The organism is Prosthecodimorpha staleyi (assembly GCF_018729455.1).
GTDB lineage: Bacteria > Pseudomonadota > Alphaproteobacteria > Rhizobiales > Ancalomicrobiaceae > Prosthecodimorpha > Prosthecodimorpha staleyi.
The window spans coordinates 544,196-567,196 of record NZ_JAHHZF010000002.1 but is presented as its reverse complement, the minus strand read 5'-3'; the positions used below and the strand labels follow the sequence as shown (position 1 = coordinate 567,196).

At 67.6% G+C, this 23,001-nt stretch carries 21 protein-coding genes and 1 tRNA gene; 18 read left to right on the top strand and 4 right to left on the bottom strand.

Annotated features, from left to right (window positions below; translation table 11 throughout):
* Window positions 1-624 precede the first annotated feature (624 nt).
* The 3 genes from KL771_RS05640 to KL771_RS05630 all read left to right on the top strand — a co-directional run bounded on the left by KL771_RS05640 (window position 625) and on the right by KL771_RS05630 (window position 2,661).
* The gene (locus KL771_RS05640) at window positions 625-1,680 is read left to right on the top strand and encodes a threonine aldolase family protein (RefSeq protein ID WP_261967558.1); all 1,056 of its coding nucleotides are present in this window, start codon (window positions 625-627) and stop codon (window positions 1,678-1,680) included.
* Between the two features lie 135 nt (window positions 1,681-1,815).
* Window positions 1,816-2,280 carry a type III secretion system chaperone gene (locus KL771_RS05635; protein ID WP_261967557.1) on the top strand — a complete coding sequence of 155 codons (465 nt, stop codon included), beginning with the start codon at window positions 1,816-1,818 and terminating at the stop codon, window positions 2,278-2,280.
* 42 nt (window positions 2,281-2,322) lie between these two features.
* On the top strand, window positions 2,323-2,661 hold the full coding sequence (locus KL771_RS05630; RefSeq protein ID WP_261967556.1) for a hypothetical protein: 339 nt from the start codon (window positions 2,323-2,325) through the stop codon (window positions 2,659-2,661).
* Between the two features lie 171 nt (window positions 2,662-2,832).
* Here the strand turns inward: KL771_RS05630 and KL771_RS05625 are convergent, their stop codons facing one another.
* Window positions 2,833-3,288 (bottom strand): Hsp20 family protein, encoded by a 456-nt coding sequence (locus KL771_RS05625; protein WP_261967555.1) that lies wholly within the window; start codon window positions 3,286-3,288, stop codon window positions 2,833-2,835.
* 536 nt (window positions 3,289-3,824) lie between these two features.
* On the opposite strand from KL771_RS05625, the gene KL771_RS05620 reads away from it, so the two are divergent.
* Complete coding sequence (locus tag KL771_RS05620) at window positions 3,825-4,766, top strand: alpha/beta fold hydrolase (RefSeq protein WP_261967554.1); 942 nt, start codon at window positions 3,825-3,827, stop codon at window positions 4,764-4,766.
* A gap of 12 nt (window positions 4,767-4,778) precedes the next feature.
* Here the strand turns inward: KL771_RS05620 and hisN are convergent, their stop codons facing one another.
* Complete coding sequence (hisN, locus tag KL771_RS05615) at window positions 4,779-5,567, bottom strand: histidinol-phosphatase (RefSeq protein ID WP_261967553.1); 789 nt, start codon at window positions 5,565-5,567, stop codon at window positions 4,779-4,781.
* 384 nt (window positions 5,568-5,951) lie between these two features.
* Window positions 5,952-6,767, bottom strand: a complete 816-nt coding sequence (locus KL771_RS05610) for an N-formylglutamate amidohydrolase (protein WP_261967638.1) — start codon at window positions 6,765-6,767, stop codon at window positions 5,952-5,954.
* A gap of 272 nt (window positions 6,768-7,039) precedes the next feature.
* Here KL771_RS05610 and cpdR point away from each other — a divergent pair, with 272 nt between their 5' ends.
* The 6 genes from cpdR (at window position 7,040) to KL771_RS05580 (ending at window position 13,160) form a co-directional block, all read left to right on the top strand.
* Complete coding sequence (gene cpdR / locus KL771_RS05605; protein WP_276326420.1) at window positions 7,040-7,402, top strand: cell cycle two-component system response regulator CpdR; 363 nt, start codon at window positions 7,040-7,042, stop codon at window positions 7,400-7,402.
* Between the two features lie 208 nt (window positions 7,403-7,610).
* Window positions 7,611-8,741, top strand: coding sequence for a TRAP transporter substrate-binding protein (locus KL771_RS05600; RefSeq protein ID WP_261967552.1), 1,131 nt, complete (start codon window positions 7,611-7,613; stop codon window positions 8,739-8,741).
* A gap of 148 nt (window positions 8,742-8,889) precedes the next feature.
* The gene (locus KL771_RS05595; RefSeq protein WP_261967551.1) at window positions 8,890-9,555 is read left to right on the top strand and encodes a TRAP transporter small permease subunit; all 666 of its coding nucleotides are present in this window, start codon (window positions 8,890-8,892) and stop codon (window positions 9,553-9,555) included.
* Entirely contained in the window at window positions 9,552-11,315 is a 1,764-nt protein-coding gene (locus tag KL771_RS05590; RefSeq protein WP_261967550.1) for a TRAP transporter large permease, read from the top strand. The genes KL771_RS05595 and KL771_RS05590 overlap by 4 nt, the downstream gene beginning before the upstream one ends.
* Window positions 11,316-11,324: 9 nt before the next feature.
* Entirely contained in the window at window positions 11,325-12,656 is a 1,332-nt protein-coding gene (locus tag KL771_RS05585; protein ID WP_261967549.1) for an amidase, read from the top strand.
* Window positions 12,657-13,085: 429 nt separating this feature from the next.
* Window positions 13,086-13,160 (top strand) — tRNA-Val (locus KL771_RS05580).
* Between the two features lie 177 nt (window positions 13,161-13,337).
* Here the strand turns inward: KL771_RS05580 and KL771_RS05575 are convergent.
* Window positions 13,338-13,907 (bottom strand): TetR/AcrR family transcriptional regulator, encoded by a 570-nt coding sequence (locus KL771_RS05575; protein ID WP_261967548.1) that lies wholly within the window; start codon window positions 13,905-13,907, stop codon window positions 13,338-13,340.
* 331 nt (window positions 13,908-14,238) lie between these two features.
* On the opposite strand from KL771_RS05575, the gene KL771_RS05570 reads away from it, so the two are divergent.
* From KL771_RS05570 to KL771_RS05535, 8 genes are all read left to right on the top strand, one after another.
* Window positions 14,239-15,336, top strand: coding sequence for a hypothetical protein (locus tag KL771_RS05570; RefSeq protein WP_261967547.1), 1,098 nt, complete (start codon window positions 14,239-14,241; stop codon window positions 15,334-15,336).
* Window positions 15,337-15,394: 58 nt separating this feature from the next.
* Window positions 15,395-16,705, top strand: a complete 1,311-nt coding sequence (locus tag KL771_RS05565; RefSeq protein ID WP_261967546.1) for a TRAP transporter large permease — start codon at window positions 15,395-15,397, stop codon at window positions 16,703-16,705.
* Between the two features lie 8 nt (window positions 16,706-16,713).
* Window positions 16,714-17,262, top strand: a complete 549-nt coding sequence (locus KL771_RS05560) for a TRAP transporter small permease (RefSeq protein WP_261967545.1) — start codon at window positions 16,714-16,716, stop codon at window positions 17,260-17,262.
* A 38-nt stretch (window positions 17,263-17,300) separates the two neighbouring features.
* Window positions 17,301-18,344: a phosphotransferase family protein gene (locus KL771_RS05555; RefSeq protein ID WP_261967544.1), complete on the top strand. Its 1,044-nt coding sequence runs from the start codon at window positions 17,301-17,303 to the stop codon at window positions 18,342-18,344.
* Complete coding sequence (locus KL771_RS05550) at window positions 18,341-18,817, top strand: hypothetical protein (protein ID WP_261967543.1); 477 nt, start codon at window positions 18,341-18,343, stop codon at window positions 18,815-18,817. Before KL771_RS05555 ends, KL771_RS05550 begins: the two co-directional genes overlap by 4 nt.
* A 35-nt stretch (window positions 18,818-18,852) precedes the next feature.
* On the top strand, window positions 18,853-20,472 hold the full coding sequence (locus KL771_RS05545; RefSeq protein ID WP_261967542.1) for an AMP-binding protein: 1,620 nt from the start codon (window positions 18,853-18,855) through the stop codon (window positions 20,470-20,472).
* A gap of 227 nt (window positions 20,473-20,699) precedes the next feature.
* Window positions 20,700-21,902: an acyl-CoA dehydrogenase family protein gene (locus KL771_RS05540; protein WP_261967541.1), complete on the top strand. Its 1,203-nt coding sequence runs from the start codon at window positions 20,700-20,702 to the stop codon at window positions 21,900-21,902.
* A 58-nt stretch (window positions 21,903-21,960) separates the two neighbouring features.
* Window positions 21,961-22,965, top strand: a complete 1,005-nt coding sequence (locus KL771_RS05535) for a DUF7064 domain-containing protein (protein WP_261967540.1) — start codon at window positions 21,961-21,963, stop codon at window positions 22,963-22,965.
* Window positions 22,966-23,001 lie beyond the last annotated feature (36 nt).

Below are 23,001 nucleotides of genomic sequence, written 5' to 3'. Positions count from 1 at the left end.
ACTCCTTCGCGGTCGGCGTCTCCGCCCGCCGCCGGTCCGTCGAGGGACCCGAGCGTCTGGCGGTCGATGCCGGCCGCGCCGGTATTTCGGAAGGTCGACGGTATCCGGCGCGCAGGCAGTCCCGCATCGGCCGGACTGGTCGCGTCCCCGCTCTTGACGGCGTCTTCGCGCGACCGAACCACCGGCAACCCGATAGCAGGGTTTCCGGTGGAGTTGAATGCCCCACTTCCGGCCGGCAGCCTGCCCCAGCTTGTCGGCCAGATTGGACAGCATTACTGTCCTATCCGCGCCGACCATGCCAGAATTCCCGGCGCCCTGCAAGGCGCAATCTCTGCCGATGCCTATCTTTCTTGCGACGACCAGCGGCTTTCGCGTCCTAAACGGAAAAATTGCCGCATCCGAACGCAAGAATATTGCCGAAACCGGCGGTCGGTTTGCAGCGCGGCGCGTACCGAGGCAGCACTCTGCCGCCAGACGATGCATCGGCGCCGATCCGAGCGGCCGGACCGCGGCGGCGAAAATCCCTGTTCCGCAGACATCCGCGGCACTTCTTTCGCCCGGGCGATTTCGCCGGCCTGGAACATGCGCTAGCTGTACCGCCGCGATCGAGACGAGGGACTGCGCATGATCTTCGCATCCGACAATTGGGCGGGAGCCTCCGAAGCCGTGATGGCGGCGCTGGTCGCCGCCAATGAGGGGCCGGCGCCGGCCTATGGCAATGACGAGATCACGCGGCGGCTGGAAGCCCGGATGTCGGACCTGTTCGAGCGCGACGTCGCGGTGTTCCTGGTCGCCACCGGGACTGCCGCCAACGCACTGGCGACGGCCGCCTTCGCGCCGCCCTGGGGGGCGATCCTGGCCCATCGCGACGCGCATCTGAATGTCGACGAATGCGGCGCGCCGGAATTCTTCGCCGGCACCAAGGTGGTCGGGCTGGCCGGAGCCCGCGGCAAGATCGATCCACGCGGCCTGATCGAGGCGCTCGACGCCATGCCGGCCGGCGTCGTCCATCATGTCCAGCCGGCGGTGTTGTCGCTGACCCAGTCGACCGAACTCGGCACAGTCTATACCGCCGACGAGGTCGCCGAACTTGCCGGCATCGTCAAGAACCGCAACATCGCCGTGCATATGGACGGCGCGCGCTTCGCCAACGCAATCTCGTCGCTGCAGGTTGCGCCTTCGACGTTGACCTGGCGGGCGGGCGTCGACGTGCTCTCCTTCGGCGCCACCAAGGGCGGGGCGCTGATGGCCGAAGCGATCGTGCTGTTCGACCGCTCCCGCCAGGAGGCGCTCGGCTATCTGCGCAAGCGCGCCGCCCAACTGGTCTCCAAGCACCGCTTCGTCGCCGCCCAGTTCGACGCCTGGCTCGACGGCGAGCACTGGCTCGATCTCGCCGACCATGCCAACGCCATGGCGGCGCGGCTGGCGGCCGGTCTCGACGGGACGGCCGCGGCCCGGCTCGCCTGGGCGCCCCAGGCCAACGAGGTGTTCGCCTTCATGGCGCCGGCCACCGCCGCCGCACTGCGCACCGAGGGCGCGACCTTCTACGAATGGCCGGCGGGCGGGCTCGCCGCCGAGGACCGCCCGCGGCCGGGCGAAGTGCTCTACCGGCTGGTGACCAGCTTCCGGACCGAGCCCGCCGAGGTGGATCGTTTCGTGGCCCTGGTCGACGCCGTCTGAACCGTGCCACGGCACAGTTTCGAATCCGGTCGAAATTGCCGGCCGATTCTGTAATTTTCGTCACCGAGGCCGATCCTGCGCCGTCGTAGCGTCAGGGGGCTCGGGTCGCTGTCTCGGCAGCCGAGGGAAACGAGAATGTCGAGCCTGTCTCATCTCCAGGATCTGATGGCGCGGGTCGGGCCGGCCGGCGACCTTCTGATCGTGAACGAATATACGGCAGAGCGCCTCTGGCATATCGGCGTCGAGGACGGCATCGAAATCTTCGCGGAACTCGACGAGGATCGCGACGTTCTCGTCCTCTCGGCCGATCTGGGGGCGCCCGGCCGCAGCGATCCGCAGGCTCTGTTCGAGCTCTGCCTGAGAACCACCTTCGCCTGGCTGGCGACCGGCGGTCTCAGGATCGGGCTCGACCGGACCAGCGGATCCCTGACGCTGCTGTGCGATTTCGGGGCGGCGAGCCTAACGCTCGACGACCTGGTCTATGCACTGAAATCCTTCGGTTCGCGCAGCGTCGCGTGGCGAGAACTCGTCGCGCGCCGCGAGGGCGAGGCCGCCTTGCCGCCGGATTCCCTGTCCGACTACACAATCCTGCGTCTCTGACGCGCGGGGTTCGAAAGCCCGAATCCCGATGGAGACCACGCCATGTCCACGGCGAGCATCAATTCCAACGCTCCCCGCCCGAGCCTGCCGCTGACCGGGCCGCAGGAGACGGCCGCGCCGACGGTCGACAGGTCGACGGTCAGCTTCTCCGACACGAAGAAGACCCTGCACACCCATGCGCGCTTCTCGCTCGCCTCGCCGGAATTCCAGGCGAAGTTCAGCGATCCCGACAGCGTTCGGCAGCGGGTGCAGGGGCAGAAGGATGCGGGCGCGGGTATGCGGCAGGCGATCGACGGCGCGTTCGGATCCGGAACGGCCGAACGGCTGATGGATTTCCAGCGTCCTTCCAACCTGCCGCGATTCGGTCAGACGATCGGCTGAGACCGGGCGTTTCCGGATCCGGGCGAGGTGGCGTGCGGGGCCGGCGCGCCGCCGATGTTCTCAGGAGCCGACGGAGGGCAGCCGACAGCGAGGCCTGCGCGGCACGAAAAAGCGCCCCGGACGGACCGGGGCGCTCTGGCAGTGCTCTGAGACGGGCGGTGGGCCGAGCCGTCAGGCGGCCTGCGCTTCGATCTGGCGCGGCTTGGACGCTCCGGCGGCGATCGGGATCTGACGGGCCTTCATGGCTTCCGGAATCTCGCGCACCAGATCGATGTGCAGCAGTCCGTTCTCCAGGCTGGCGCCCTTCACGACCACGTAGTCGGCGAGCTGGAAGCGGCGCTCGAAGGCGCGCGAGGCGATGCCGCGGTAGAGCAGTTCCTTGCCGCCGGCGTCGTCCTTCTTGTCGCCCTTCACGGTCAGACCGTTCTCCTTCGCCTCGATGGTCAGGTCGGATTCGCCGAAGCCCGCCACAGCCATGGAGATGCGGTAATCGTTCTCGCCGGTCCGCTCGATATTGTAGGGCGGATAGGTCGGCTGCCCCTGTTCGGCGCCGAGCGAGTCGATCAGGTTGAAGAGCCGGTCGAAGCCGACAGTGGAACGATAGAGCGGAGCGAAATCAACACGCATGACAAGTCCTCCAGAGTGAGCGACTGTTTCGGGATTAAGGTCCGATACTTCGGGGAACCCCCGGCATGTCCGATGGACCATGCCTCGCACCGGCCTTGCGGACCCGGTTCCGGCGTCCGCAGCGATGAAGTGGGAAGCGGCGTGCCGGCTTTCAAGGGGGGCAAGACGGCGGCGTCCGCCGCGCGACGGCCGGCCGGTTGAACGGCGGATGAACGCCCGATTCCCAAGGCATTCAGCGCGGATCGGCCATTGTCTTTTCGATCGCTGCGCCATGGCCGACCTTCGGGATACTCGGCGGAGGCTCCCTGAAGGAGGCTCTCGGTTCATGGCGCGGTGTTCGAACCGACCCGGCCCGGCTTCGGGCTAGGCTCCCGTCGCGTCGGCTCCCGCGACGAGGCCCGTTGAGCCGGCGCGCCCGGTCGGATATCTCGGAGGACGGATGTCGGCCGCTGCCGGCATCCGTCCGACCCGGGACCTCCAGTCAGACCCCGGCCCATCCCGGCACCCCAAGTGGGGGCTGCCCGTCCGGAGCCGCCATGACGATCTACGACCACGAGGCCAATCCCATCCCGGGCGGAGCGGTGAGCGGCGAGATCGCGACATCCGACGGAACCCGTCTGCGCTTCGCCCGCTGGCCGGCGCTGGCCGGCACGCCCAAGGGCACCGTCGTCGTCGTGCAGGGCCGCGCCGAGTTCCTGGAGAAGTATTTCGAGACGGTGCGCGATCTCCAGGTTCGCGGCTTCGCGGTCGCGACCTTCGATCTGCGCGGTCAGGGCGGCTCCGGGCGCGATGCCCGCGTCGGTCCGGCCGGACATGTCGGCGATTTTCGCGACTATCAGGCCGATATCGAGGCTGTGATGGCCGAGGTCGTGATGCCGAACTGTCCGCCGCCCTATTACGGCGTCGGCCATTCCACCGGCGCCACCATCCTGATCGGCAGCGCGCCGGCCATGCGCACGCGCTTCCGGCGGCTGGTCCTGCTCTCGCCGCTCCTGGGATTCGGCGACCACGGCTGGCCGACCTCGGTGATCGGGCCGCTGGCCGGCGCCCTGGCGATGGTCGGCTTCGCCCGCACGCAGGTTCCGGGCGCGGCGCGGCATGTCCTTTATCCGCGCCCCTTCGCCGGCAACCGGCTGACCTCCGACGAGCGGCGCTTTTCCCGCGCCGCCAAGCTCGCCGAGGCCCACCCCGAATTGACCGTCGGCGCGCCGACGATCGGCTGGATTCGGGCCGCCACGGACGCCATGGTGCGGCTCGACGATATCGACTTCGTCGATCGCATCCGCATCCCGACCCTGATCGTCGCCGCCGGCGCCGACAAGGTCGTCTCCAATGCGGCGACCGAGCGCTTCGCCCGCACCCTCAAGATCGGCCACATGATCACGATCCCGGGCGCGCGGCACGAACTCCTGATGGAATCCGACATCTACCGCGAGCAGACCTTCGCGGCCTTCGACGCCTTCATTCCGGGCTCCTGAGGCCAGAGGACCTCAGGCTGAAGCAAGCAGCCGGAGCGTTTTCTCGTGCAGGCGCGGATCGCCCGAGGCGACGACCTTGCCGCCGTCGGCGGCCGAGCCGCCGGTCCAGTTGGTCACCACGCCGCCGGCGCCCTCAATGACCGGAATCAGCGCGACGATGTCATAGGCCTGCAGGCCGGCCTCGACGACCAGATCGACATGGCCGGCGGCGACCATGCAGTAGGCGTAGCAGTCGCAGCCGTAGCGGGCGAGGCGGACGCGTGCCTCGACGCGCCGGTAGGCGTCCTGATCGGGCCCCTCGAATAGCGCCGGCGTGGTGGTGAACAGGACCGCGTCGGCGAGGTCCGCGCAGGCGCGGCTCTTCAGCGTCTTCTCGCCGTCGGGTCCGCGATACCAGGCCTGCCGGGTGTCGCCGGCATAGCGCTCGCCGGTGAAGGGCTGCGCCATCATGCCGAGGCTCGGTACGCCGTTGGTCTTCAGCCCGATCAGGGTGCCCCAAACCGGCACACCGGAGATGAAGGCGCGGGTGCCGTCGATCGGGTCGAGCACCCAGACATGCTCGGCATCGGTGCGTTCCGAGCCGAATTCTTCGCCGAGGATGCCGTGCGCGGGATGGTGCAGCCCGATCAGACTGCGCATGGCGGTCTCCGCGGCGCGATCGGCGATCGTGACCGGATCGAAGCGGCGTCCGGTGCCGGCCTCGGTCTTGTCCTCGACCGCCATCGGCGTGCGGAAATGCGGCAGGATGGCCTTGCCGGCGGCGTCGGCGAGCTGGTCGAGAAAGGCGATGAGATCGGGCATGACGGATCCGGCGTTGCGAGGCTTCCCCTCCTGATAGCGCATCCGCCCGCGCTTGCCAGCAGGCCATGCCTGCCATCGGGCCACCAGGCTCTACCTGCCGGGAGGGTCACCCTGTCCGGCCGGCGCTCACCCGATCAGGTGCGACATGCCGTCCCGGTTGGACAATTGGCTTGACCTTTGTGCGCCGCACAGCCATCTTGGGTGCATTGCGATACGGGCGCCTCCCGCCCTATCGCCGCCCTCCTTGGGCGTTTCCTCCCTAGACTTGGGCCGCTGGCAGTTGTCAGCGGCCTTTTTCTTGTGCGTGTTGCCGAGACCGGGGATTGGACATGGACCGGGGATCGGACGCAAGACCCGAGGGGCAAAGCCCGCGGGGGCGGGCGGTCACTCCGCCGCGAGAGGCTCCGCGCGCAGCCCGTTGCCGCCGAGCGTGGTCAACTCGGCCACGAACAGGCCGAGATCACGGGCCAGCCGGTCGAACTGGTCGGTGCGCTCGTAGGTCTCCTCGTTCATGTAGAGACCGCGGTTGATTTCGACCTGCAGGGCATGCAGCCCCTTGCCCGGCCGGCCGTAATGCTCGGTGATGAACCCGCCGGCATAGGGCTTGTTGCGCGCCACCGCATAGCCGAGGCTGCGCAGGATCTCCACGGCACCGTCGACGAGGCTGGCGCCGCAACTCGTGCCGTAGCGATCGCCGAGCACGAAATCCGGCCGGTTCCGGTTGTCCATGCCGCGAATCAGCGACGGCATGGAATGGCAGTCGATCAGGACCGCATAGCCGAAGGTGACGTGCTGGCGCGCCAGCCAGCGCCGGAGCGTGGCGTGATAGGGCTTGTAGATCCGCTCGATCCGCTGCAGCGCCTCGTCGACATCGAGCGGACCGGCGTAGATTTCCTCATGTTCGGCGACGATCCGTGCAATGGTGCCCAGGCCGCCGGCGACCCGGAGCGAACGGATGTTGGCGTAGGAAGGCAGCCGGCCGGCGAACATCTTCGGGTCGAGCTCGTAGGGCTCGCGATTCACGTCGAGAAAGGCACGCGGAAAATTTGCCCGCATCAAGGGCGCGCCGTGGGCAAGCGCGGAGGCGAACAATTCGTCGACGAAGGCATCCTCGGAGCGACGGATACGCTGCGGATCGAGCCGGGACGCCGCCAGGAAGCTCGCCGGATAGCGGCTGCCGGAGTGGGGCGAGTTGAACATGAACGGACAGAGGACGGCCTCGGGCGCGACCACCTCGAAGGCTGTTTCGGTCTCGAAGTCCCGGACGATGCGCACCTTCCTCGTGTGCTCCCCTGGAGGACCGGCCGCCCGGCCGAAGCGGCGCGCGGTTCAGCCGGCGCAGCAACATGTTGCCCAGAAACCACCGGCCTTGTCCATGGGAAGCGATGGTCCGCCGTTTCACCGGATATTTACCCCGGCCGTCGTCTATGAGAAAGAATTGAGGCGCACAGCATGGATGGACGCGGATGGACGTGATGACCCGGATTCTGCTGGCCGAGGACGATAACGACATGCGCCGCTTCCTGGCCAAGGCGCTGCAGAACGCGGGCTACGAGGTGGTCTCGTTCGACAACGGCAAGAGCGCCTACGAGCGCTTGCGCGAGGAGCCGTTCACGCTGCTCCTGACCGATATCGTGATGCCCGAGATGGACGGCATCGAACTCGCCCGGCGCGCCACCCAGCTCGACCCGGATCTCAAGGTGATGTTCATCACCGGCTTCGCCGCCGTGGCGCTGAACCCGGATTCGAACGCCCCGAAGGACGCCAAGGTCCTTTCCAAGCCGTTCCACCTGCGCGATCTGGTGCGCGAGGTCGAGAAGCTGGTTGCCGCCTGACCGGCTGCCGTTGCGGCATCCGATCTCCATACGCGCGCGCGGTCGGGGACGGCGATCCGATCGCGGCGCGGTGCGCCCGAATGGCGCAATATTTGTGGCACGATTTGGGATACCGGATGCCTGACGGACCTTGTCGACCTGACGGATTTGAAATCTAATCCTTTCGATAACAAGGACCCAAAAGGGTCCGGTTTTCGGGAGGAACACCATGAACGAAGTGAAGGCAGTCGCACGTCGCCGATTCCTGACCGGTTCGGCGGTGGTCGCCGCCGCGGCCGTCACGGCCCCGGCGGTCGTCAAGGCCCAGGGCCCGATCAGCATGCGCTGGCAGAGCACCTGGCCGTCGAAAGACATCTTCCACGAATACGCCAACGATTTCGCCAAGAAGGTCAACGATATGACCGGCGGCGACCTGAAGATCGAGGTGCTTCCCGCGGGTGCCGTCGTGCCGGCCTTCGGCCTGCTCGAGGCCGTCTCCAAGGGCACGCTCGACGGCGGCCACGGCGTGCTCGTCTACCATTACGGCAAGCAGACCGCGCTGGCGCTGTGGGGGTCGGGTCCCGGCTTCGCCATGGACGCCAACATGCTGCTCGCCTGGCACAAGTATGGCGGCGGCAAGGAACTGCTGGCCAAGCTCTACGGTTCGATCGGCGCCAACGTCGTCTCCTTCCCGTATGGCCCGATGCCGACTCAGCCGCTCGGCTGGTTCAAGAACCCGATCGCCAAGGAAGACGATCTCAAGGGTCTGAAATACCGCACCGTCGGCATCTCGATCGACGTGTTCACCGCGCTCGGCGCCGCTGTGAACGCGCTGCCGGGCGGCGAGATCGTCTCGGCGATGGACCGCGGTCTGCTCGACGCGGCCGAGTTCAACAACGCCTCCTCGGACCGCGTGCTCGGCTTCCCGGACGTGTCCAAGGTCTGCATGCTGCAGAGCTATCACCAGAATGCCGAGCAGTTCGAAATCATGTTCAACAAGGATCGCTACAACGCGCTGCCTGAAAAGATGCGTGCGATCATCGCGAATGCGGTCGAGGCGGCCTCGGCGGACATGTCCTGGAAGGCGATCGACCGCTATTCCGGCGACTATGCCGAGATGCAGACCAAGGACAAGGTGCGCTTCTTCAAGACCCCGGACGCGATCCTGAAGCGGCAGCTCGAAGTCTACGACCAGGTGACCGCCAAGAAGTCGACCGAGAACGCGCTCTTCAAGGAAATCCTGGAGAGCCAGATCGCCTTCGCCCGCCGCGCCACGCGCTGGGAGCAGGACACCGTGGTCAACCGGCGCATGGCCTACGACCACTATTTCGGGCCTCAGGGCACCTTGCGGCGGACCTGATCCGCCGGCGCCCCACTCTCGCAGGCCCGGCCGGTCCCCCCGGCCGGGCCTGACGGTTTTGCGGGGTCATGACATTCTCCTGACCAAGTTGATCACCTGATCAAGTCACTGACCTGACGACGGGTTCCTCTGACCAACGGACGCCCCGATGACGATCGAGCGGTTCCTGCACGCGATCGACGGCATCAGTACCTGGGTCGGCAAGGCGGCGGCCTGGCTGATTGTGGGACTGATGCTGCTGGTCTGCGCCGAAGTGTTCAAGCGCTACATCCTGAACGCCCCCACGGCCTGGATCTTCGACGCCTCCAACATGTTCTACGGCACGCTGTTCATGCTCGCCGGCGCCTATGCGCTGGCCCAGAACGCGCATGTCCGCGGCGACTTCCTCTATTCGTCGATGCGCCCGCGCACCCAGGCGACGCTCGATCTGATCCTCTATGTCGTCTTCTTCGTGCCCGGCATCGGCGCCCTGGTCTATGCCGGCACGCACTATGCCGCCGACAGCTGGCGCATTGCGGAACATTCCAACGTCACCGCGGATGGGCCGCCGGTCTACCATTTCAAGACCGTGATCCCGATCGCCGGCGCGCTGGTGCTGCTGCAGGGCGTCGCCGAGATCGTGCGCTGCATCGTCTGCCTGAAGACCGGCGCATGGCCCTCGCGGCTCAGCGACGTGAACGAGATCGACGTGGTCGAGGAGCAGCTCGCCGGCAGCGAATATGTCGACGAGGAAACACGCCGGCGCGCCATCGAGCAGGCCCACGATATCGACGAAGCCGCCCGCCAGCGCGGCCGGGGAGACCACCTCACATGAGCGATCCCGCCCTCGGCCTCCTGATGCTCGCGCTGATCGTCGTGGTGATCATGCTCGGCTTCCCGACCGCCTTCACCCTGATGGGTCTCGGCATCGTCTTCGGCTTCATCGCCTATTTCAAATCCGGCCAGGCCTTCGCCGACAACCTGGTGTTCGACCTGATGGTCCAGCGGACCTACGGGGCGATGACCAACGACGTCCTCATCTCCATCCCGCTCTTCGTGCTGATGGGTTACGTGATGGAGCGCGGCGCGCTGGTCGACAAGATGTTCTATTCGATCCAGCTCGCCTTCCGGAACGTGCCGGCCTCGCTCGCCGTCGCCACCCTGGTGGTCTGCACCTTCTGGGGCATCGCCTCCGGCCTGGTCGGCGCGGTCGTGGTGCTGATGGGCGTGATCGCCTTCAACCCGATGCTGCGCGCCGGCTACGACGTGCGGCTCGCCTCGGGGGTGATCACGGCCGGCGGCACGCTCGGCATCCTGATCCCGCCCTCGGTGATGATCATCGTCTTCGCGGCGGTGGCCGGCCTGTCGGTCGTGAAGCTCTATGCCGCGGCCATGTTCCCCGGCTTCTTCCTGTCGCTGCTCTATCTCGCCTATATCGTCGGCTGGGCCCTGATCAACCCGAAGGTGGCGCCGAAGCTGCCCGAGGAACAGACCCGCGTGCCTGTGCCGGAGTGGGTTCCCCGCTTCCAGGGCTTCTACGGGCGCAACATGGCGCTCGGCCTCGCCAAAGCAGCCTTTTCGCCCGGACGGGCCCGCGGCTTGACCGTGAACGGCAAGCCGATGGGCTACGGCGGCGTGCTGCTGCACCTCTTCTACGCGCTGGTTCCGCTGATCATGACCGCCGGCACTTTCGCGCTGATCTGGTGGTATGTCGTCATCCATCAGCAGAAGAAGTCGATGGCGGTGCCGAGCGGGCTCGAAGAGCTCGGCGGCGGCCTGCAGGAACTGGGCGACCCTTCCGCCGCCGCAGAGCCGGCCGCCGCGGCAGGGCCGCCGGAGGGCTTCTACCTGTGGTTCGGCATCCTGGCCGTGCTGGCCGCGCTCTGGATGGCGCGCAGCTACGCGCGCATGGGCGCCGAGAAGTTCGAGGTGGTCAAGCTCCTGACCACCTCGATCGCGCCGCTCGGCACGCTCACCGTCGTGGTCCTGGTGGTCATCCTGTTCGGTATCACGACGGCGACCGAATCGGCCGCGGTGGGGGCCGCCGGCGCCTTCCTGCTCGCCCTTCAGGCCGGCACGCTCGACTGGAAGCGGACCAAGGAGGCGGTGTTCCTCACCGCCAAGACGACCTCCATGGTCTGCTGGCTGTTCGTCGGCTCGGCGCTCTTCTCCGGCGTCTTCGCCATCCTGGGCGGCCAGGCGCTCCTGGAGAAATGGGTGCTGGCGCTCGATTTGACACCGCTGCAGTTCATGATCCTCAGCCAGGCGATCATCTTCATCCTGGGCTGGCCGCTGGAATGGACCGAGATCATCGTGATCTTCGTGCCCATCTTCCTGCCGATGCTGAAGCACTTCAACATCGACCCGGTTCTCTGGGGCACGCTGGTCTTCGTCAACCTGCAGGCGGCCTTCCTGTCGCCGCCGGTCGCCATGTCGGCCTTCTATCTGAAGGGGGTGGCGCCGCCGCACGTCACCATCAACCAGATTTTCGCCGGCATGATGCCCTATATGCTGATCGTGATCCTGTGCATGGTGATCATGTATCTGTGGCCGGGCATGACGCTGTGGCTGCCGGAATTCCTCTACGGGAACTGAGTCGTACCGATGCAAGACCTGACTCAATGGACGGCCCGGGAGGCCGCCGCGGCGATCCGCGACGGCCTCGTCACCGCCACCGATCTCGTCGAGGCCAGCCTCGACCGGATCGCCGCCCGGGAGGGCGACATCCGCGCCTGGGCGCAGATCGATCCCGGCCTCGTTCTCGATGCGGCGGCGCGCGCCGACCGTGCCCGTGCCGAGGGCCGGCCGCTCGGTCCGCTGCATGGCGTGCCGGTCGGCCTGAAGGACGTGATCGACACGGCCGACTATCCGACCGAGCACGGCTCGCCGGCGCATCGCGGCCATCGGCCTGAGACCGATGCGGCCGCGGCGGCGGCGCTGCGTGCAGCCGGGGCGATCATCCTCGGCAAGACGGTCACCTGCGAACTGGCGACCCATATTCCGGGGTCGACCCGCAACCCGGCCGATCCGGGCCGCACGCCGGGCGGGTCCTCGTCCGGGTCGGCGGCCGCCGTCGCCGACCGCCACGTGCCCCTCGCGCTCGGCACGCAGACGCTCGGCTCGGTCATCCGCCCGGCCGCCTTCTGCGGCGTCTACGGTTTCAAGCCGAGCTTCGGCGCGATCCCGCGCCCCGGCGTGCTCGAACAGTCGGGGAGCCTCGATACGGTCGGGGTCTTCGCCCGCTCGATCGAGGATCTGGCCCTGATCGGCGACGTGCTGATCGGCTACGACCCGCGCGACGGCGCGACGCGCCCGCGCAGCCGGTCGACCCTCATGGCGACCGTCGAGGCCGACTGGACCCTGCCGCCGACTTTCGCGCTGGTGCGCTCCGACCGCTGGTCCGATCTTGCGCCCGAGCAGCGCGAGGCGATCGACGAACTGGTCGGCGAACTGGGCGCCCGCGTCACCGAGATCGCATTCGATTTCGCCTTCGAGGAGGGCATCGCGGCCGCCAAGCTGATCCGCGAGGTCGAGTTCGCCCGCGCCTTCGGTTCGCTCGCCGACCGGACGCCGGATCTGATCCATCCCGAGCTGCGTGCCGTGGTCGAGCGCGGCCGCGCCGCCTCGGCGGTGGCCTATCTGGACGCCAAGGAGACGCGCGAGCGCCTCGAACGGCTGGCGCGCGCGATCTTCCTCGATCACGGCACGATCCTGACGCCGGCGGCGCTGGGGCCGGCCCCTGTGGGCCTCGCTTCGACCGGCGACCCGCATTTCTGCAGTCTTTGGACCTTCCTGGGCACCCCGGCCGTCAGCCTGCCGCTGTTCGAAGCCGACGGCCTGCCGATGGCGGTGCAACTGGTCGGCGCCCGAGACGACGACGCCCGGCTGCTGCGCACGGCCCGTCTCCTGGTGCGCAGCCTGGCGGCGGCCGAATAGCCGCCTGGCCGGCACGCCCCCGGGCGGGGCCTGGACGACCGGGCCTCGATGCCTGGTCGCGCGGCGACCAGGCGACCGCGGACCGACAAGCGGGCGACCGGCGACCGGGCAAGCGGCTCTCGGCACCGCCGGCGGTGAAAAAGAGAGGCGCGCGGCTTCGGCGCGGAGACCGCGGGCAGAGCCGGAGCAGAGGCCGGCGCCGGACTTTTCCACACCCGGCATGCCGCCAAGGCGTCGCCAAAGTCCCGTTGCGGTCGGCCCACCGCAGCCAAAACGGCGCAAGCGGCCGGTTTCGGCCGCATCGAGCGAAGGCGGCGTCCGCACGCTCGCCAGCATCGGGTTTGAAGCCAGCTTTCCGCTTGCACCCCCGAACGAGGTTGGCTATAGACCACCTCGCCGACGGCATCCCGAACCGACGGCTCATGGAATGGGCGTGTAGCTCAGCGGGAGAGCACTACGTTGACATCGTAGGGGTCACAGGTTCGATCCCTGTCACGCCCACCATTCCTCCGATCCCTCCGCGCTTTCGAAATCCGAACCGATCATCCGTGCCGCTGGGCACGGAATGGCGCCTCGTCGGTCCGAACCTGCGCCGTGACAGAGCGGGTTGTGCGGCGCCGATCGCAGCTCGGCGTGATCGCGCGGTGCGGACGGGTCCGGTACGACGGCTCCGGGCCGGCTTCAGGCGAAGATCCGGCCGGTCAGCAGCTTGACATAGGTCTCCACGACCAGCTCCGACGGCCGCACGAACTGGCCGTCGACATAGCAGAAGCGGCCGCTCAGATATTCGCGCGTCGACAGCAGCATCTGCGTCAGAATGTCGATCTCGCGCGGGTCGCTGATGCGCAGGTTGCCGCGCCGCAATTCGTATTCCATGGCGCGCCGGTAGCTTTCCGACTGCATTTCGAGATGCCGGCGGAAGCCGACCGGCGCCTGCACCATGCCTTCGCTCAGGATCTTGAACAGGTGCGGCGACTGTTCGAGGAAATCGAAGAAGCCGCACAGGCGTGCGCGCTCGCGCTCGATCGGATCGTCCGGCGCGGCTCTGACCCGGTCGCGGATCAGCTCATGCAGCTGTTCGCTGATCGCCGGCAACAGCTGATCGAGCAGATCCTGCCGCGATTCGAAGTAATTGTAGAAGGTGCCCTGCGCCACGCCGGCCCGCGCGGTGATCAGCGCCACCGAGGCCCCCGCATAGCCCTGTTCGCCGACGATCTGGATCGCGGCCTCGAACAGGCGCGTCCGCGTCACCTCCGCCTTCTCAGCGCGACTGAGGCGTGTCCGGCTCGGCCGGACCGGGGTGGAGACGGATTTGGGAGCCACGGCAGGAGAGTCGGTCATGATGTCAATAACCCTAGAGGACGCCATCCGGGCCGTCAATTTGGATGAATTGTGACTCGTGGTTCATTTCTCTTTACAAGGCCGGAAATCGGACTAGCATGACGATCACCGCGTTGCCCGTGGGAGGTTCCGGACGGAACGGCAGGGCGGTCGGGCCGGACAATCCCGGACGAAACAAAGCAAAGCCTGCCAATCGGGATGCAAGTCTCGAAACGAGTATGGCTGCCTTGGGGAGGAATTCATGATCCGACATGTCAAAACGCTTCTGGCCGCGACGGCGATGCTTGGTTTCGCTCTTGCCGAAACCGCTGCGGCGGCCGACCTGATCATTTCGAGCGGCCTCGGCAAGCCGCATCTCTGGGTCGGCGCCCATATGGACCCCTTCGCCGACGCGATCGAGAAGGGCAGCGGCGGCAAGGTCAAGTTCACGCGCTTCTATGCGGGCGAATTGAGCGCGGTCGGCCGCGAACTCGACAGCCTGAACGGCGGCGTGATCGGCGTCGCCGCGCCGCTGCTGGCGCCCTATCACGAAGGCCGGTTCCCGCTCTCGGACGTGTCGCAACTGCCGACCTACGGCACCACCTCGCCGATGGTCACCCGGGCCTACCAGAAGCTGCTCGATTCCGACGTGAAGCTCAAGGACGGCAAGACCTTCTATCAGTACGAGATCGGCGGCAAGGGCATCCGCGTCTGGGCGCTCGGTGCGACGGCTCCCTATTCGATCTCGACGGTGAAGAAGGTCCTGAAGGAACCGCAGGACTTCAACGGGACGCCGCTGCGCGCCGGTTCGGCCCTGCACACGATCATGCTCGGCAAGCTCGGCGCCACGCCGGTGACCATTCCGGGTCCGCAGGCCTTCGAGGCCGCTTCGCGCGGGACGATCGAAGGCCTGGTGATCGCCATTTCCGACTGGCCGTCCTATTCGCTGCAGCAGGTGCTGCGCCATTCCATCGTCGATGTCTCGATCGGCCATTGGGAAAGCTATCTCGCGATCAGCGACGCCGCCTGGGCCCAACTGACCGACGAGCAGAAGCAACTGTTCGACAAGACGGCGCGCGAGATCGCCCTGAAGAATGCCGAGCAGTGGGAATCCCGTGTCGGCACCGTCCGCGAGGATTCGATCAAGAAGTATGGCGGCTCCTTCGTTTCGATCAACACCCTGCCGGCGGCCATGAAGGGCCATATCGAGACCGCGGCGGCGAATACCTGGACGGCCTGGATCGAGAAGACCGAGGCGGCCGGCCATCCGGCCAAGGCGGCGGCGCGGCTCTATGCCGAACTGATCCAGGCGGAGGGCGGCAAGCTGCCGGCCGGCGTCGCGGAATATCTCGCAAAGTGATCCGTGGTCGGCGTCGCCGCGGCGGCGCCATTCCCTTCACCCGAACCACGGAACTCCCATGAGCAAGGACTGGATCATCTGGGCGGTCACGGCCTGGATCGTCGTCTTCATGCTGGCCGGGCAGGCGGTCGCGACCTGCCTGCTCGGCGCCGGGCTCCTCGGCGTGGCCCTTTGGATGGGCCCCGCCGTGCTCAACGGCATCGTCGGCCAGGACACCTTCTACACCGCCTCGGCCTATACGCTGTCGATCATCCCGCTCTATCTCCTGATGGCCCAGCTACTGCTCAAGGGCGGCGTGATCGTCGACCTGTTCCGGGTCGGCCATCGGCTCGCCGGCTACAAGCGCTTTCCGCTAGGCATCGCCACCATCGTCACCGGCGGCCTGCTGGGTGCGGTCTCCGGTTCCGGCACCGCCAGCGCGGCCGCGCTCGCCACCTTGGCCGGGCCTGAACTGCAGAAGGTCGGCTACACGCGCAGCTTCTCGGTTGCCCTGACGGCGATCTCGGGCTCGCTCTCGGTGATCATCCCGCCGAGCCTGCTGATCATGATCTACGGCTCGCTGACCGAGGTGCCGATCGGGCATCTGTTCATCGGTTCGATCGGGCCCGGCCTGCTCTGCATCCTGGTCTATATCGGCTGCCTCTATTTCCTGGGCGAGGTCGAGCCGGGTGCGATCGACGGCTCGCGCGTCGAACTCGACGAGGATCCGCGCCAGGCCCGCCGGTCGGTGCAGGCCTTCACCTTCGTGGTGGTGCTGATGGTCGTCGTCTTCGGCGGCATCTATGGCGGCATCGTCACGGTCGGCGAGGCCGGCGCGCTCGGCGCCTTCGCGGCCTTCGTCGGCATGATCGTGATGGGGCGGGTCGGGCCGAAGCAGATCGCCGCGGCGCTGGTCGATTCCGTGAAGGTCTCCGCCATGCTGCTGATGCTGCTGATCGGTGCGCAGATCTTCTCCCGCTTCATGTCCTTCTCGCGCCTGCCGACCGAGCTTCTGGAATTCGCCCAGCCGCTGGTCGCCAATCCGACCGTGCTGGTGCTGGTGCTGATGGGCGGATTGTTCGCGGCCGGCATGTTCATGGAGGAGGTCACCACCATCGTGCTCGCCGTGCCGCTGATCGAACCGATGATCGGCGCTGCCGGCATCGACACGATCTGGTTCGGCGTGATGGCCTGCTTCGTCATCTCGCTCGGCCTGCTGACGCCGCCGGTCGGTCTCGTCGCCTTCTCGGCCGCGACCGCCGCCCGAACGCCGGTCGGGCCGGTGTTCCGGCCCTGCCTCGTCTTCTCGACCTTTGCCGCCGTCATTGTAGTCGGTGCCATGATGCTTTTCCCCGGCATCGCCACCTGGCTGCCGAGCCATCTGAACTGAGGACCGCCATGCGTTTCTGGAGAGCCGTCTGGGCCCTGGAATGGGGTCTCGCCGCCATCGGCGCCGGGTCGATGCTGTTCATCATGATGATGGTCACGGTGATCAGCGTCGCCGGCCGCTATTTCCTGCAGGTCGACCTGATCCCGGGCGCCTACAACATCGTCGAGCGGATCCTGTTTCCGCTGCTGGTCTTCTGGGCGCTGCCGATCGCCCACCGCGAGGGCATGTTCCCGCGCCTGGAAACCATCGCCGACGCGCAGCCGCCGCGCCGGCGCGCCCTGATCGGAGCGGTGGCGACGATCGTGGAGATCGTCGTCTACGGTCTCTTCTTCTGGTTCGTCGCCCGCTTCGTCTGGCAGAGCGTCGAGACCAACCGGACCATGCAGATCGGCACCACCTTCCTGCCGGTCTGGCCGATCCTTCTGACCATGCCGCTCGCCTTCGGGCTGATGCTCCTGGAAATGGGGCGCCTGCTCCACCGCGACGTGCGCCGCGCGCTCGGTCTCGATACGAGCGTCGACGAACCGGCCCAGCAGCAGGGGAGCCTCGTCGTATGAGTGTCGCGGCACGCCAACCGGTCGCCGGTGAGCCGCCCGTGCGGAGCTTCGATCCGACCGATACCGAGGCGGTCCGCGCCGCCCTGACCGAATTCGTCGCGGCGGAGACCGGCGGCCCGGTCGAGATCGGCTCCCTGCGCCGGTTCACGGTCGGCTTCTCCTGGGTCACCTACGGCTTCCACGCCATCTGGTCGGCCGGCGGGCGCACGGTCTCGCGTGACCTGATCCTGCGCGCCGGTCCGCCGACCGGCATCTTCAGCCCCTACAGTGCCTTCCCGGAATTCGTCACCCTGCAGGCCCTGGAGGCGAGCGCCGTGCCGGTGCCGCGCGTCTACTGGCATTCCGACGACCCGTCGATCCTGGGGGCGCCCTTCTTCATCTGCGACCTGGTCGCCGGCGAGGCCCCGATTCCCTGGACCCGCGACGGCGGTCCGGCCTTCGACGACGAGCGCCGGGTCCGGCTCGGCGAGCAGTTCGTCGCGGCCCTGGCGGCGCTGCACAATTTCGCCTGGCAGGGCACGCCGGTCGCCGCGATCGACGGTACCACCGATCCGCGCCGGACGGCGGCGGCGCAGGTCGACCTGTGGATGGGCTATCTTGCCCGCTGGTCCGAGGACCGGGTGCCGATGCTCGACCTGGCCGCCGCGTGGCTGCGCGAGAAGGCGCCGGTCGCCCGGCGGGTGACCATCACGCATGGCGACTTCCGGATCGGCAATTTCCTGGAACAGGACGGCCGTATCACCGCGATCCTCGACTGGGAACTGGTCCGGCTCGGCAATCCGGTCGAGGATCTCGGCTGGATCTGCCTGCAGGCCTGGCGCGGCCGCTCGCCCTACATGTGCCATTTCTTCGAGCGCGAGGACCTGCGCGACCGCTATGCCGCGCTGACCGGGCACGAGCCGACGCTCGCCGAGATGGCCTACTGGGAAGCCTTCGGCACGTTCAAGCTCGCCATCATGCATTACGGCGCCACCGACTGCTTCGCGCGCCGCGGCTTCAACGACCTGCGCATGGCCGGGATGGGGGCGCAGATCCCCCGCGTCCTGCTGCAGGTGGAATCGGCCATGGAGCGCGCATCGTGAATATCCCGCTGACCCGGCTGATCGACGGCATCATCGCGACGATGCGCGCCGACGTCATCCCGAACGTCACCGATCCCTATGCGCGCGGCCAAGCGGTCGGGGTGATCGACTTGCTCAACAACATCGCCCCGCGCGTGGAATGGGCGCATGCCCCGCAACTGCGCCGCATCGAGGCCAAGCGCGCCTTGCTCGACCGGATCTGCGATCTCGTCCCCGAATTGTCGCCGGCTTGCGCCGAACTGCTGCAGCCGGCCCCGGCGGAGGAGCCGGGCGGCATGGCGCGCCGGCTCGACGCGGCCATCAGCGATGCCATCGCGCTGCTCTGGCCGCGCCGGCACGAGGCGCACTGCGCTGAGGCCGCATCCCTGATCAAGCTGCATCTGCATGACGAACTGACGGCCGAAATGAAGATCACGCGCAAGCCGCTCTTCGCCGAGATCGCCGGCGGAGCGGACGGCGCCAAGAACGCCTGAAGGCAAGAACGACGGCTCCACTGGGAGGGTGGACTATGGTGTATCATCTCGATCCGCGCATGCCCCCGCGCGAAGCCTGCGTCCAGCGGCATCAATTGGAGCGCTGGGCGGCCGAACAGCCGGACAAGGTCTTCGCCATCTTCATGGACGGGACGAGCTGGACCTATGCGGAGACGCTGCGCCAGGCGATCCTGACCGCCAACGCGCTCCGCGCGCTCGGCGTCCGCCAGGGCGAGCGGGTGCTGTGCTGGCTGCCGAACAGCGCCGACTGCCTGAAGGCCTGGTTCGGGCTGAATTTCCTCGGTGCGGTCTTCGTTCCGATCAATCTCGCCTATCGCGGCAACCTCCTGCGCCACGCCGTAAGGCTGTCCGAGGCGCGGCTCGGCATCATCCATGCCGACCTGCACCAGCGCCTCGGCGAGGTCGAACTGGGCCTCCTGCAGGAGATCGTCGTCATCGGCGGCGAGGCCCGGCCGGTGCCGGGGCTGACCGTGCACGGGGCGGAGCGGTTCCAGTCCACGGATGAGACGCCGCCGGAGCTGGAGCGCCCGATCGCGCCTTGGGACATGCAGTCGATCATCTTCACCTCGGGCACGACCGGCCCGTCCAAGGGGGTGATGTCGTCCTACATGCATCTCTACAGCATGTCGAAATCGGCCCCGTTCCTGAGCGCCGACGACCGCTACATGGTCAACCTGCCGATGTTCCATTCCGGCGGCGTGATGCCGGTCACCGCCATGCTGATCCATGGCGGCTCGATCGTGGTGGTCGAAGCCTTCAACACCGAAGCCTTCTGGCCGACCGTGCGTAAGACCGGGATCACCACCGTCGTGCTGCTCGGCGTGATGGGCGGCTTCCTCCTCAAGCGCCCGCCGAGCCCGGACGACAGGAACCACACGCTGCGCACCTGCACCTATGTGCCACTCAACGAGACCGCGCCGCAGTTCCACGAGCGCTTCGGCACGGAAATCCACACCCATTTCAATATGACCGAGATCTGCATGCCGATCGTCTCGGCGCCGAATCCGACCGCGCTCGGCAGTGCCGGTCGGGTCAGGGACGGGGTCGAGGTGCGTATCGTCGACGAGAACGACTGCGAGGTACCGGTCGGGACGGTCGGCGAACTGATCCTGCGCACCGAATGTCCCTGGGCCTTGAACCACGGCTATTCGGGCAATCCGGAGGCGACCGTCAGGGCCTGGCGCAATGGCTGGTTCCATACCGGCGACGGCTTCCGCAAGGATGCCGAGGGCAACTTCTTCTTCGTCGACCGGCTCAAGGATGCGATCCGGCGGCGCGGCGAGAACATCTCGTCCTTCGAGGTCGAGTCCGAACTGCTCGCCCATCCGTCGGTTCGCGAGGCGGCGGCCGTCGCGGTCAAGAACGAAATCGCCGAGGACGAGGTGCTGGCCGTCGTCGCGCTGCGCGAGGGCATGAGCCTCGATCCGGTCGACCTGATCGAGTTCCTGCGGCCGCGCATGCCGCATTTCATGATCCCCCGCTACGTGCGCGTCGTCGACGCCCTGCCGCGCACGCCGACCTCCAAGATCGAGAAGTTCAAGCTGCGCGACGAAGGCCTCGCCGCCGACGCCTGGGACCGCGAGGCCGCGGGCATCCAGGTCAAGCGCGAGAAGATCGGGCAGCAGAACGCCTAGAGCAAGGTCCGATCCGGGCGGCCCGCTCGGATCGGAGAAGGCTTGCGCCAACAAAGGCATGCAGGAGCCGCATCCGATCCCTTCGGATCGGATGCGGCTCGAGAGCCCCGGCGGGGCGGGCCACATCGCCCCGCGGATGGTCAAGTCATTGAGATCCAATGGTTCACGCGGGCCCGTCCGGGCCGGATCGCTTCGATCCCGCCGGGACGCGCCCCAGGAGACTGGGAATGTTCGCCGAACTCTCCTCGCATGCGCGCGATCTGCGCGACCGGCTGACCGCCTTCATGGCCGAGCACATCTATCCGAACGAGCGGGCGCTCCTGGAGCCGCCGGCGGAGGCGGAGCGCTGGGCGCCGCGTCCGCTCGCCATGGCGCTGATGGCCAAGGCGCGGGCGGCCGGCCTCTGGAACCTGTTCTACAATCACGGTCCCGAAGGGCAGGGGCTGAGCAACTTCGAATATTCGCAGCTCTGCGAAATCCTCGGCCGATCGCTCGCTGCGCCCGAGATCTTCAATTGCAACGCGCCCGATGTCGGCAACATGGAGATCCTCGCCGCCTACGGGACGCCCGAGCAGAAGGCTCAATGGCTGGCGCCGCTGCTCTCCGGCGAGATCCGCTCCTGCTTCGCCATGACCGAGCCGGCGGTCGCCTCCTCGGATGCGACCAACATCGAGACCGCGATCACCCGCGACGGTGACGACTACATCGTCGAGGGGCGCAAGTGGTGGGTCACCGGGGCTCCCTCGGCGCGCTGCAAGGTCGCCGTGGTGATGGGCAAGAGCGACCCGACGGCGGCGAAGCACAAGCAGCAGTCGATGATCCTGGTGCCGATGGACGCGCCGGGCGTGCGGGTGGTGCGTCCGCTCCGGGTCTACGGCTTCGAGCATGCGCCGCTCGGCCATGCCGAGGTCGTCTTCGACCGGGTGCGGGTGCCGGCCGCCAACATGCTGCTCGGCGAGGGGCGCGGCTTCGAGATCGCGCAGGGCCGGCTCGGCCCCGGCCGCATCCACCATTGCATGCGCTTCATCGGGCTGGCCGAACGGGCGCTGGAAAGCATCTGCCTGCGCGCCAAGTCGCGCGTCGCCTTCGGCTCGGTGCTGGCCGACATGGGGGCGGTCCGCCAGGTCATCGGCCAGTCGCGCTGCGACATCGAGCAGGCCCGCCTAGTCACGCTCAAGGCGGCCTGGGCGATGGACCGGCTCGGCAACAAGGCCGCCCGCAACGACATCGCGGTCGCCAAGATCGTCGTGCCGACGATCACCGGCGCGGTCATCGACCGGGCCATCCAGATCCATGGCGGCGCCGGCGTCTCGCAGGACTTCTTCCTGGCCGAGGCCTTCGCGGAGACGCGCTTTCTGCGCATCGGCGACGGTCCCGACGAGGTCCATCGCGAGGCCCTGGCCCGCGCCGAACTGGCCCGCTGGGCGTGAACGCGGACGAAGAACGCAAGCCAAGAGACGAAACGAAACGGAACTGGGGAGGATGCTGGTGTCTGATCGGTATGTGATGCGACCCGAGCATGAATACATGCATGCGCCGGACAGCTCGCCGAATTTCAACGAGAGCGTCTACACGAACGGCTTCGACCCCGAGCGGCGGTTCGGCGGCTGGATGCGGCTCGGCAACCGCGTCAACGAGGGCTATGCCGAGCTTTCGGTCTGCCTCTACCTGCCGGACGGGCGGATCGCCTGCCAGTTCCTGCGGCCGGAGATCACCAGCAACGACCGCTTCGACGCCGGCGGGCTCCGCTACACGGTCGACGAGCCGCTGAAGAGCGTCTCGATGCACTATGACGGCGATCTGATCATCGTCGACGACCCGGACGCCCTGCGAGATCCCAAGCATCTGCTCGCCCACGGGCCGCGCCTGAAGGGGCGCGTCTCCTGGCAGCACCAGGCGGAATCGCCGGTCCACGGCGGCGAGCCGGCCCATGACGGCGTCCAAACCATGTATGGCCGCGACTTCTCGTTCGGCCATTTCAACCAGCATGGCCGGGTCCGCGGCACGATCGAGGTCGGCGACGAGCGCTGGACGCTCGACGGGCGCGGCTGGCGCGACCATTCCTGGGGCCCGCGCTACTGGCAGGTGATCTACTACTACCGGCTGTTCATCGCCAATTTCCCGAACGGCGACGCGATGATGCTGCTCAAGATCACCGACAAGACCGGCAAGGTCCGGCGCGAGGGCGTCCTGCTGGTCGACGGCGTCTACGAGGACATCCTCGATCTCGACGTGCAGACCGACTGGACCGAGAAGCAGGACCCGCGCTTCGTCCGCCTCGGCGTCATGACCGCCAACCGCAAGGTGCGCATCGACGGCGAGATCATGACGCTGGCGCCGCTGCGCAACCGCCGCAAGGCCGGCGACGAGACGCTGGTCTCGCGTATCGCCGAGGGCTTCACCCGGTTCCGCTGGGGCGACCAGGAGGGCGTCGGGATGACCGAATATATCGAGCGGATCGAGGACGGGAAGCTCGCCGGCTACCCGCTCTGACGGGGCGCCGGGGCGGGCGGGCACCTGGGTGCCGGC

What these genes read in the sequence shown, in the direction of transcription:
- KL771_RS05640 (WP_261967558.1), top strand. Translation starts at nt 625, where the DNA reads ATGATCTTCGCATCCGACAATTGGGCGGGAGCCTCCGAAGCCGTGATG.
- KL771_RS05635 (WP_261967557.1), top strand. Translation starts at nt 1,816, where the DNA reads ATGTCGAGCCTGTCTCATCTCCAGGATCTGATGGCGCGGGTCGGGCCG.
- KL771_RS05630 (WP_261967556.1), top strand. Translation starts at nt 2,323, where the DNA reads ATGTCCACGGCGAGCATCAATTCCAACGCTCCCCGCCCGAGCCTGCCG.
- KL771_RS05625 (WP_261967555.1), bottom strand. Translation starts at nt 3,288, where the DNA reads ATGCGTGTTGATTTCGCTCCGCTCTATCGTTCCACTGTCGGCTTCGAC.
- KL771_RS05620 (WP_261967554.1), top strand. Translation starts at nt 3,825, where the DNA reads ATGACGATCTACGACCACGAGGCCAATCCCATCCCGGGCGGAGCGGTG.
- hisN (WP_261967553.1), bottom strand. Translation starts at nt 5,567, where the DNA reads ATGCCCGATCTCATCGCCTTTCTCGACCAGCTCGCCGACGCCGCCGGC.
- KL771_RS05610 (WP_261967638.1), bottom strand. Translation starts at nt 6,767, where the DNA reads ATGTTCAACTCGCCCCACTCCGGCAGCCGCTATCCGGCGAGCTTCCTG.
- KL771_RS05600 (WP_261967552.1), top strand. Translation starts at nt 7,611, where the DNA reads ATGAACGAAGTGAAGGCAGTCGCACGTCGCCGATTCCTGACCGGTTCG.
- KL771_RS05595 (WP_261967551.1), top strand. Translation starts at nt 8,890, where the DNA reads ATGACGATCGAGCGGTTCCTGCACGCGATCGACGGCATCAGTACCTGG.
- KL771_RS05590 (WP_261967550.1), top strand. Translation starts at nt 9,552, where the DNA reads ATGAGCGATCCCGCCCTCGGCCTCCTGATGCTCGCGCTGATCGTCGTG.
- KL771_RS05585 (WP_261967549.1), top strand. Translation starts at nt 11,325, where the DNA reads ATGCAAGACCTGACTCAATGGACGGCCCGGGAGGCCGCCGCGGCGATC.
- KL771_RS05570 (WP_261967547.1), top strand. Translation starts at nt 14,239, where the DNA reads ATGATCCGACATGTCAAAACGCTTCTGGCCGCGACGGCGATGCTTGGT.
- KL771_RS05565 (WP_261967546.1), top strand. Translation starts at nt 15,395, where the DNA reads ATGAGCAAGGACTGGATCATCTGGGCGGTCACGGCCTGGATCGTCGTC.
- KL771_RS05560 (WP_261967545.1), top strand. Translation starts at nt 16,714, where the DNA reads ATGCGTTTCTGGAGAGCCGTCTGGGCCCTGGAATGGGGTCTCGCCGCC.
- KL771_RS05545 (WP_261967542.1), top strand. Translation starts at nt 18,853, where the DNA reads ATGGTGTATCATCTCGATCCGCGCATGCCCCCGCGCGAAGCCTGCGTC.
- KL771_RS05540 (WP_261967541.1), top strand. Translation starts at nt 20,700, where the DNA reads ATGTTCGCCGAACTCTCCTCGCATGCGCGCGATCTGCGCGACCGGCTG.